The 9,792-nt window shown below is 64.3% G+C and carries 9 protein-coding genes and 2 pseudogenes; 5 read left to right on the top strand and 6 right to left on the bottom strand.

The window, feature by feature from the left end; genetic code table 11:
* The 3 genes from RHBS_RS18615 to RHBS_RS29120 form a co-directional block, all read left to right on the top strand.
* Window positions 1–221, top strand: a 221-nt coding sequence (locus tag RHBS_RS18615) for a hypothetical protein (protein WP_236745391.1), incomplete at its 5' end; no start/stop codon positions are given.
* A gap of 35 nt (window positions 222–256) precedes the next feature.
* Entirely contained in the window at window positions 257–1,402 is a 1,146-nt protein-coding gene (locus RHBS_RS18610; protein WP_128646206.1) for a hypothetical protein, read from the top strand.
* Between the two features lie 242 nt (window positions 1,403–1,644).
* Window positions 1,645–1,800, top strand: a complete 156-nt coding sequence (locus RHBS_RS29120) for a hypothetical protein (RefSeq protein ID WP_187298544.1) — start codon at window positions 1,645–1,647, stop codon at window positions 1,798–1,800.
* Window positions 1,801–1,845: 45 nt separating this feature from the next.
* Here RHBS_RS29120 and RHBS_RS18605 read toward each other — a convergent pair whose 3' ends face one another.
* Window positions 1,846–3,147, bottom strand: coding sequence for an MFS transporter (locus RHBS_RS18605; RefSeq protein WP_128646205.1), 1,302 nt, complete (start codon window positions 3,145–3,147; stop codon window positions 1,846–1,848).
* A 299-nt stretch (window positions 3,148–3,446) separates the two neighbouring features.
* Between RHBS_RS18605 and RHBS_RS18600 the strand changes: the two genes are divergently transcribed.
* Entirely contained in the window at window positions 3,447–4,856 is a 1,410-nt protein-coding gene (locus RHBS_RS18600; RefSeq protein WP_128646204.1) for an FAD-binding oxidoreductase, read from the top strand.
* Here the strand turns inward: RHBS_RS18600 and RHBS_RS18595 are convergent.
* From RHBS_RS18595 to RHBS_RS18575, 5 genes and pseudogenes are all read right to left on the bottom strand, one after another.
* Window positions 4,840–5,952: a helix-turn-helix domain-containing protein gene (locus tag RHBS_RS18595; protein WP_128646203.1), complete on the bottom strand. Its 1,113-nt coding sequence runs from the start codon at window positions 5,950–5,952 to the stop codon at window positions 4,840–4,842. The two genes, RHBS_RS18600 and RHBS_RS18595, sit on opposite strands and share 17 nt — an antisense overlap.
* 30 nt (window positions 5,953–5,982) lie before the next feature.
* Complete coding sequence (gene paaI / locus RHBS_RS18590; RefSeq protein ID WP_128646208.1) at window positions 5,983–6,351, bottom strand: hydroxyphenylacetyl-CoA thioesterase PaaI; 369 nt, start codon at window positions 6,349–6,351, stop codon at window positions 5,983–5,985.
* A 23-nt stretch (window positions 6,352–6,374) separates the two neighbouring features.
* Window positions 6,375–6,692 carry an EthD family reductase gene (locus RHBS_RS18585; RefSeq protein WP_128646202.1) on the bottom strand — a complete coding sequence of 106 codons (318 nt, stop codon included), beginning with the start codon at window positions 6,690–6,692 and terminating at the stop codon, window positions 6,375–6,377.
* Window positions 6,689–8,715 (bottom strand): annotated as a pseudogene (gene paaZ / locus RHBS_RS18580) (phenylacetic acid degradation bifunctional protein PaaZ). Before paaZ ends, RHBS_RS18585 begins: the two are co-directional and overlap by 4 nt.
* Before the next feature lie 76 nt (window positions 8,716–8,791).
* Complete coding sequence (locus RHBS_RS18575) at window positions 8,792–9,403, bottom strand: TetR/AcrR family transcriptional regulator (protein WP_128646201.1); 612 nt, start codon at window positions 9,401–9,403, stop codon at window positions 8,792–8,794.
* A gap of 110 nt (window positions 9,404–9,513) precedes the next feature.
* Here RHBS_RS18575 and RHBS_RS18570 point away from each other — a divergent pair.
* Window positions 9,514–9,792: pseudogene (locus tag RHBS_RS18570) on the top strand (3-oxoadipyl-CoA thiolase); the annotation flags it as partial.

The raw sequence follows: 9,792 nt of genomic DNA, 5'->3' as shown, positions 1-9,792 counted from the left end.
GCCCCAACCACCAAGGACACACCGACATGCAGAGCAAGGAAATCCGCCGCCTTGTCAGTCGATTGAACGACGCCGGTTACGACACTCGCGTCACCTCACGGCAGCACCTTCTGGTTTTTCACAACAACCAGGTCATTACCTGCTTCGCCGGGACACCCAGCGATCACCGGAGCTGGCGTAACTCGATGGCCCCGCTCAAGCGTCTCGGCTTCACCGCATGACCAGGTTGTCCCCGTCCCCCGTTGAAAGGCACACCATGTCCCTCCACACCTTCATCGCCCGGTTTCGTTCCACCCCGCCTGCCGTCGTCGTCGTAGCTGTCGCGGTCATCGCAGCGATTATCGCCGGCGGACTGACGGGATGCAGTCTGCCCGCTCGACCTGGACTGACTCTGGCGTACACCGCCTCCATCAACGAGCCGGCTCCGAGCACCGGACCGATCACCGAACTGATTACCGAGCATGCGGACAGCGCCCGCTACCCCGAAGACGGCATGATCACCATCGTTGCCCCGGGCACCAGGACGACGATCGATCTGACCCCTATGCGCGGAAGCGAGGTCGAAGCCAATCCCGGCGTCCGCCGCGATGCGATGATCGCCGACAAGAGCACCGAACTGGCCAACACCGTAGGTGACCTCGCTGCCAGCATGCCTGGACTGGACCCCGTAGGTGTCCTCGACCAGGCCCTTCAGCGCACCGAGCCCGGCGGCACCGTCATCCTCACCACCAGCGGATTCGCCACCGTCGCTCCGCTCGACCTCACCTCGGCTGGTGCGTGGATGTCCGCGCCCACCGCCCTCGCCGACGCCGTCGGCGAGGCGGACTTGCCCGATGCGACCGACAAGAACATCACCTTCGCCGGTCTCGGCTATCCCGCTGTCACCAGTCCTCAGCAGGCCGCCGGACCGGCGGCAAGGGATGCCTTGACCACGCTCTACACGCGCCTGTGCGAGCGTATGAACGCCGCGAGCTGCACCATCGTCGACGGCCCTGCCGGCACCTTCGAACCCACCACGACGGTCGCGTCGCCGACCGTCACTCTCGACCGGATCGCGACGCATTGCGTCGGTCAGATCGACATCGACAGCAATCTTGCCTTCTCGCCGAACAGTGCGGATCTGCTTCCCGCCGTCGGCCCTCATCTCAACCAGGTAGTGGATAGTTTTCGTGCTTGCCCTGCCACCGCAGTCATCACCGCCACCGGATACAGCGCCACCGTTCCCGGCCAGGACGAACCGGGGACCAACCTCGAACTCGCCCGCGCCGCAGCCGTACTGACCGACTGCGCGACCTCGGAGCCCCCAGCCACATTCTGGGCGCAGCCACCGCCGGAGGACAGATCATCGACAACTCCCCCGGTGGCACGTATCGCGAGGATCTCGCGACTCGCAACCGGGTAGTCACCCTCACCGTCAGCCCCGGAATCTGATCGGACAGTGCTTTCCGAACCCCCTGCCATCGTCTTGGCAGGGGGTTCGTTGCATGGACCGGCAACGAATATCGCCCATCCGTGCTCACCATGGCATGGAGAAGGATTCGATCGATGCACTCGTCCATCTCGCTCTCACGGGATCGCTGCACCCTGCGAACCTATCGGCACTCTTTCCTACAGTGTTGCGTGTGAGCGGAAAGGAGGACATCGGTGTGGCCACCGTTCTCTCGTGTGCTGGACGACCTCCCCGAGGTTCTGATCGACAGGCTCGATCAGATTCTCGATCGGTTGACAGCCGTCTATGCGCTGTTCGATGTCGCCCCACACACCGAACCCGTCGCGATCGGTCTTGTACACATACGATGAAAGCCCCGAAACCACCATGGTTTCGGGGCTTTCGTCGTACGTGTGTCAGACGTTCAGATCCTCGTCCCTGCGATTCTTGATGCGCGAGGTTGCCACGAAGGAGATGGCCGCCAGGATCATCAGGTAGATCGAGATCGACATCGAGGTGCCGGTTCCCTTGAACAGTGCCTCCGAGATGGTGGGCACGAAAGCACCACCGAGCACGGTGCCGATGGCGTAGCCGATGGACGCACCACTGAATCGGACTGCAGCCGGGAACATCTCGGCGTACAGGGCCGGCTGCGGACCGTAGGAGAGTCCGAGTCCGACGGCGAAGAGACCGAGGGCCACGTAGATCCAGTGCAATTCACCGGTGTCGACGAGCAAGAAGAACGGGATGGCACACAACACCATTGCCGCGTTACCGAGGTTCATGATGGTGGTTCGGGCGTAGCGATCGGACAGATGCGCGCCGAGGAGGGTGAACACTCCCCAGACGATGGCCGCGAACAAGCTGGCCACCAACACGTCCACGCGAGCCAACCCGTGTTCACGCGTCGAGTACGCGACGATGAAACCGCCGACGATGATGTAGCCGTTGCCGTTGGTGCCGATGAACGACAGCGCAGCGAGCATGACCTGCTTCTTGTTGGTGCGCCACAGCGAACGGACCGGAGTGTGGTTGCGCTCCTTGCGTTCCGAGAGCTCCTTGAACACCGGCGTCTCCTCGACGCGACGGCGGATGTAGAAGCCGACGAGAATGAGCACGAAGCTGATCAGGAACGGGATGCGCCAGCCCCAGGCCTCGAACTGCTCCTCGCTGAGCAGACCGGTGCACAGAGCCAAAGTTCCCACCGCGATGAGCATGCCGAGCGGGACACCCATCTGGGTTGCGGCACCGTAGATTCCACGCTTGCCCTTCGGGGCGTGCTCGACGGCCATCAGCGCCGCCCCGCCCCACTCGCCGCCGGTGGAGAATCCCTGCAGGATGCGCAGCACGATCAGAATGATCGGAGCCCAGATGCCGATGGTGGCGTAGGTCGGCAGCAGTCCCATGCCGACGGTGGCCGCACCCATCAGGGTGAGGGTGGCGATGAGGACCTTCTTGCGGCCGATCTTGTCGCCGAAGTAGCCCGCGACGATTGCCCCGAGAGGCCGGAAGATGAAGCTGATGCCGATGGTGACGTATGCGACGAGCTGTCCGGACGAGCCCATGGGCGCGAAGAACAATTGGGCGAAGATCAGCGACGCTGCCTGCGCGTAGATGAAGAAGTCGTACCACTCGACCGTGGTTCCGACCATGCTGGCCATCGCGGCGCGGCGATGCTCGCGCGACACCCCGGTAGGCGTCTCGACCTGTGTTGTCATCGACTTGTCTCGTTTCGTTCGGGCTCCGGCGCTCGGATACAGGAGCGGCGATTCGGAGTGTCGTGAGGCAGGGTGAAAGGGATCGAACACGAACAATCTCGGCGACCGAAAACCGGATATAACTCACCGTCCATTCGGTCGGTAATCACTGTGACCGTCGACACGATGGTTTGTCAAGGTGGCGCAGGCCATCGGGAGCATGGCCGCCTACAAGTTCGTCGAAATCTACCGACCGAAGCGCGAGTATTCGTCCGAAACAACGCAGACACCGCCAGTGACGGAAGGTCATACTCGAACTCATGACCGCACCATCGTCGACGCTCGTGCTCGACTCTCCGATCCTCGACGAACTGACGCGCGCGCTCGGCTCCGACGCGGTGGTGACCGACCCGGACATCCTCGAAAGCTATCGACGTGACGCGGCAGCCCTCTGCGATTCCACCCTTCCGCTCGCCGCGGTACTACCGACCACCGAGTCGGACGTCCAGACAATCATGAGCATCGCGTCGGCACACCGCATTCCGGTGGTGCCACAGGGCGCACTGACAGGCCTGGCGGGTGCTGCAAATTCCAGTGCCGGAGCCATCGCACTCAACACCCGCCGCATGAACAAGATCATCGAGCTCGACGTCGTCAACCGCGTCGCCGTCGTGCAGCCCGGCGTGACGAACAAGGAACTGAAAGACGCTGCTCGGAAACAGGGTCTGACGTATCTGCCTGATCCGTCCAGCTGGGAGGCGTCGACCATCGGGGGCAACATCGCCACCAACGCAGGTGGGCTCTGCTGCGTGAAGTACGGCGTCACAGCACGGTTCGTGCGTGGCCTGCGTGTCGTACTCGCCGACGGCCGCGCGACGTTCGTGGGTCGCCGCACTGTCAAAGGTGTTGCGGGCCTGTCTCTTGCGGACTTGTTCGTCGGATCGGAGGGAACCCTCGGCATCATCACCGAGGCCACCGTCGGCCTCGACTTCCCCAGCGCTACACCACTCACGATGGCTGCGACCTTCCCGTCCACTGTCGCTGCAGGAGAGGCAGTGTCGCGGATTCGCGCAGCGCGCATCACCCCGAGCCTGCTCGAGCTGTTGGACCGCACCACCATCGCCGCAATCGACGCCTACGCGCGGATGGATTTCGGAACCGACGCCGCCGCAGTGCTGATCGCGCAGTCCGACATCGGCGACGGTGCAGTTCAGGAGCTCGAGGCCATCGCCGCGCTGTGCACCGAATCCGGCGCGGTGGACGTGGCCGTCGCCGAGGACGAGGTCGAGTCGGAGCAACTCGTTCAAGCACGTCGACTGGCGTACCCGGCACTCGAGCGTCTCGGTTCACCGTTGGTCGACGATGTGTCCGTTCCCATTTCGCACCTGGCCGCAATGATCGACGAGGTCGGACGCATCGCCGAGCGCATCGACATCGTCATCGGCGTCGTCGGCCACGCCGGCGACGGCAACATTCATCCGACGGTCATCGTCGACCCCATCGATCCGGCGTCGTTGACCAAGGCACACCGCGCGTTCGACGAGATCGCGGCCTTCGCACTCTCACTCGGCGGAACCATCACCGGTGAGCACGGCGTCGGTCTGCTCAAGCGCGATCTACTCGAGACCGAACTCGATCCTGTCGCAGCCGAACTGCAGCGTGGCATCAAGGAATTACTGGACCCGAACTATCTGCTCAATCCAGGCAAGGTGCTCACCGTCCGGCCCTGAGCCGGAGCGACATCCACACGAGCAATCGGGTATCGGGATCATCGAGATCGAGATCGAAGAGTTCCTTCGTCCGCCGCAGCCGGTAGCGAAAGGTGTTGGCGTGCAGATACAGCGATGCCGACGCTGCGGCGACGTTGGATTCGTGAGCGAGTAGCGCCAGTACCGTCGTGCCGTAGTCGGTACCTTCGGCAGCGTCGTAGGAGAGCATCCGTTCGACGGCCGGGATCGCGAGCGACACGTCCGAGAGCGCGTCGGTCGCCCTGTTCAGGGTGACCGGTATCCGGCTCTCCTCGAATGTCGTGGTGTGCGAACCCTTCTCGATCGCATCCAGCACCCAGCGCGCGTGGCTACGCGCCACCGAAGGTCGCGCATGCGGGCCGCCGATCGCGAATGTGACCGGCACACCGAATGCCACCTCCGCGCGCCGTCGGACATCCTCGGCCTCCTCGGCGACACCACCGTCGTCGTCCCTCGCCACGACGAAGAACACGACGTGATCGTCGACGACGAACCCGGAATCCGCATCGTCGCCGAACGTGAGTTCCAACAGACCCCCGAGCTGTACGAGCAGGGTCTCCGGTTGCGCCGAGTCCACCTTCGCTGCCACTACCGCGAAGCGGCTACCGGGCGAGGTGACGACGGCGGGATCGGTCAACAGCGCACGCGCCCTGGGGTTACCGGGCTCGGCCGGACGACGTCGAGCGAGGAGCAGTGGCACCGCAGCAGCGGCTGCGCGAGTCAACGCGGTGACCGCGCCGCGATCGGGTGGGCCGGACGGAGCCGTGGAGACGATGCACCAGATCGAGCCGAGGTACTCACCGTCCGCCGAGACGGCCACTGCCAATCGCGGTAGCGCGCCAGGAACGTCGACCACATGGACCGTCGAACTTCCCCGAAAGAGCGGATCGATGTGGTGCACCATGTAGCGGGCCGGGACCTGCTTGCCCAGAATCCCGTCGCGCCGCACGTCGTCTATCGGCTGCCCTGGAACGGACGAATATGCAACGACGTACCCCTGCGGATCCATCACCGACACTGCGCCGCCCACTGCCGTGGCAGTTGCGTCTGCCAGTGCCGAAAGGTCTGCAGTGGTCACCGATTCACAGTACTTCCACGTGCTGCACCCCTAGCGCGCTATGGTGCGACTGTCGCCTCTGAATTCGGCGATCAGCTCGTCTCGGCACGTCACCGACACGTCGTACAGACCGTTGCGGCCGAACCTCGCGCGTTCGACGGCGTCTGCGACCAGGACGTCGCCGGTCTTCGTCGGACGCAGGTAACGAATGTCGCAGCGGGCCGCGACGGCCGAGTCCTCGTGCGAGTTACAGGCCATCGCGAACGTGGTGTCCGCCAACAGGAAAACGTAGCCGCCGTGGGTGATCGCGTACCCGTTGACCATGTCCTCGGTGACGACCATCGACATCCGAGCGTGCCCGGGTGACAGCTCGATCAGTTCGATTCCGAGCTTGCGGGACGCCTCGTCGACCTCGAACATCTCGCGGGCGATAGGCGAATCGGTCACGGCTGCAACACCGAATGCTCGTTCTGGGTGAACATCGTGACGCCTCCGGTCGCGAAGTTGCGGAGATCCTTGCCTGCCGCTGTCATCTCGGGCGAGGCCAATCCTGCCTTCAGCGATGCCCCGTCCGCGAAGTACAGGCTGGCGATCGCGTAGTACGGCGGCGGTGAATCGTCGAGTGAGTCGAGCGTGCCCCAGGTGAAGTCGACCAGACCGGGGACTGCATGCGCGAGGGGCACGTGCACCTCGGCGTAGTGACGATCGAATGCGGCAGGGTCCTCGGGCATTCCGTAACAGACGGCTACTCGTACGCTCATGATGCGACCTCGGGCTTCGCGACGAGAGTCAGCACGTCGTATGTCGCTACGGGATCGCCGTCCTGGTTGACGACCACTGCGTCCCAACGCACCTCGCCGTAGTCGGCACTCTGACGCGGGGTGATGAGCTTGGCCGTCAACGTCACCGTCAGCGAATCCTCGGCCTTGACGGGAGTCAGGAAGCGGAGGCTGTCGACGCCGAAGTTCGCGAGGACGGGACCCGGAGCCGGATCGACGAACAGTCCGGCTGCCAGCGACACCACCAGGTATCCGTGCGCAACGATCCCGCCGAACAATGGATTAGCTGCTGCCGCTTCGGGATCGGTATGTGCATAGAAGGTGTCGCCGGTGAACTCGGCGAAAAGATCGATGTCCGCACGCGTGACCTGTCGGGGCCCACCGACGATGGTGTCGCCCAGCTTCAGCTCGCCCAGGTTCTTGCGGAACGGATGGACGTCGCCGGTCGTCTGCTTCGCGCCGGTGACCCACTTGTTGCCGATGGCCGTCAGAACGTCCGGAGTTCCCTGAATTGCTGTGCGCTGCATGTGGTGCAGGACGCCGCGGATACCGCCAAGTTCTTCACCACCGCCTGCGCGGCCGGGTCCGCCGTGCACCAGAACCGGCAACGGCGATCCGTGGCCGGTCGATTCCTTCGCATCCTCGGAGTTCAGGACCAGGATGCGGCCGTGATACGGAGCGCTGCCCAGCACGATCTCGCGGGCGATGGCCGAGTCCTTGGTCACCAGAGATGCAACCAGGGAGCCCTTTCCGCGGGCTACGAGATCGAATAGGTCTGCGGTGCTGTCGTATCCGATGACGGTCGAGACGGGACCGAAGGCCTCGATCTCGTGCGGCTCGGATGCGCTCTTGTCGCCGGCCTTCAACAGGACCGGTGCCATGAAGGCACCGGGTCGCGAATCCACCGTCTCCGGGTCGCCGTACACCACCGCGGCGGACTTGGTCAGTCCGCGAATGGATTTGAGGACCTCGTCGCGCTGCTCGATGCTCGCCAGCGCACCCATGGTGACACCCTCGTCGGCAGGATCACCGACGACCACCTTCTTGAGCTTGGCCTTGAGCGCTCGATGACGGGCTCGACCGAATCCTGCGGAACCAGCACACGGCGAATTGCCGTGCACTTCTGCCCGGCCTTGGAGGTCATCTCGGCGAAGACGCCCTTGACGAACAGATCGAATTCCGGATCGCTCTGTGTCACATCCAAACCCAGGATGGACGCGTTCAGCGAGTCGGCCTCGGCGGTGAAGTGCAGTCCCTCGCCGACGACGTTGGGGTGTGAGCGCAGGGTCGCGGCGGTGTCGGCGGATCCGGTGAAGGCCACCGAGTCCTGGCCGCCGAGGTGGTCGAGCACACCGCGGGCACTGCCACAGAGCAGCTGGACCGAGCCCTCGGGCAGCAGGCCCGACTCGATGATCCGTCGGAACACCAGCTCGGTGAGGTATGCAGTTTGGCTGGCGGGCTTGACGATCGACGGCACACCGGCGATGAACGCGGGTGCCAGCTTTTCGAGGAAGCCCCAGACGGGGAAGTTGAAGGCGTTGATCTGCACGGCGACACCGCGCCGGGAGGTGTAGATGTGCTGACCGAGGAAGGTACCCTTCTTGCCGAGATGCTCGATGGCACCGTCGAGATAGACCGTCTCGTTGGGGAGTTCGCGTCGGGCCTTGCTCGCGTAGCTCAGCACGGTTCCGAATCCGCCGTCGATGTCGACACCGGAATCTCGCACGGTGGCTCCGGTGTGCCGGGAGAGTTGGTAGAACTCCTCCTTGCCGGCCAGCAGTGTCAGGCCCAATTGCTTGAGCAGTGCAGCGCGTTCGTGGAACGTCAGTGCCGCGAGCGCGGGCCCTCCGACGGTGCGGGCGTAGTCGATCATGCCTGCGATATCGAGTCCGCTGGACGACACCCGGGCGATCTCGCTGCCGTCGACGGCGCTCAGCAGCGGCGCTCCCTCGTCGGTCGCGGAATACCACGCTCCCTGGGCATAGCTTTCCAGAAGTCTGCTCACAACGCCTCCATCTCACCGTACGTTCGGTCGGTAATTACCATCGCCGTCGAACGCCGAGATGTCAAGACTCGCTCTCCTACGTGCGGCGCAGGCCGTCGAATGTCAGCGCCACCACGGCGTCGGCCAACTCTTCGACCGAACCACCGGTACGCGGGCGGTACCACTCGATGAGCGAGTTGACCGTGCCGAACACCAGCTTCGATGCAAGCGCCGGATCCACCCCTGGACGCAGGTCACCCTCCTCGGCGGCGGCGACCACGAGCCCGGTGACGAAGGAATCGAACTCGCGGCGACGAGCGAGGGCACGGCGCTCGACGTCGGTGTTGCCGCGCACGCGCAGCAGCAGCGTGACGTAGGGCAGCTCTGCACACAGGATGTCCACGCTGCGACGCACCAGGTATTCGAGGCGGTCGATGTACCGCCCGGTGGTCGCCCGATCCTCGGTCGTCACCGCGAAGAGCGCGTTGAGCGCCCTGGAGAGCGCCAGTTCGAGAAGCTCCGACTTGCCCGATACGTGGTGGTAGATCGAGGACTTGGTGATGCCGAGCCGCTTCGCCAGAACTTCCATGCTGGTGCCGTCGTAGCCACGGTCGTTGAAGACCTTGACCGCCACGGCCAACAAGGAATCCAGGTCGTATCCCGGCCGGCCTGGCAGTCCGGTCTTGCGCGGCGCACGTGCGGTTGTCATGTCCACATCTTCTCAGCCGACGGCCGATTCCACAGCACCATGGGCATCAGGTCTTGCCAAACGACCGAATGTTCGGTTATCTAAACGAAACCGTACGAAGGAGATTTCCAGTGGGCGAAGTATTTCTCGTGGCCGGCGCGCGCACGCCGCACGGACGTTACGGCGGTGCGCTGTCGACCGTGCGTCCCGACGACCTGGCCGGGATCGTCGTCGCCGAGGCCGTCCGCCGCGCGGGCGTGCCCGTCGATCGCATCGACGAGGTCATTCTCGGTGCCGCTAACCAGGCAGGCGAGGACAATCGCGATGTGGCCAGAATGGCGGTTCTGCTCGCAGGGCTCCCCGACACGGTGCCGGGCTACACCTCAATCGCCTGTGCGCGAGCGGACTGA

Origin of the sequence: Rhodococcus sp. BS-15, assembly GCF_000813105.1 — a bacterium.
Lineage (GTDB): Bacteria > Actinomycetota > Actinomycetes > Mycobacteriales > Mycobacteriaceae > Rhodococcoides.
The sequence above is the reverse complement of the archived record's forward strand: the minus strand, read 5'-3'. Positions and strand labels throughout refer to the sequence as shown.

Coding starts and splice junctions, on each gene's coding strand:
- RHBS_RS18605 (WP_128646205.1), bottom strand. CDS start 3,147: ATGACAACACAGGTCGAGACGCCTACCGGGGTGTCGCGCGAGCATCGC.
- RHBS_RS18600 (WP_128646204.1), top strand. CDS start 3,447: ATGACCGCACCATCGTCGACGCTCGTGCTCGACTCTCCGATCCTCGAC.
- paaI (WP_128646208.1), bottom strand. CDS start 6,351: ATGTTCGAGGTCGACGAGGCGTCCCGCAAGCTCGGAATCGAACTGATC.
- RHBS_RS18585 (WP_128646202.1), bottom strand. CDS start 6,692: ATGAGCGTACGAGTAGCCGTCTGTTACGGAATGCCCGAGGACCCTGCC.
- RHBS_RS18575 (WP_128646201.1), bottom strand. CDS start 9,403: ATGACAACCGCACGTGCGCCGCGCAAGACCGGACTGCCAGGCCGGCCG.
- RHBS_RS18610 (WP_128646206.1), top strand. CDS start 257: ATGTCCCTCCACACCTTCATCGCCCGGTTTCGTTCCACCCCGCCTGCC.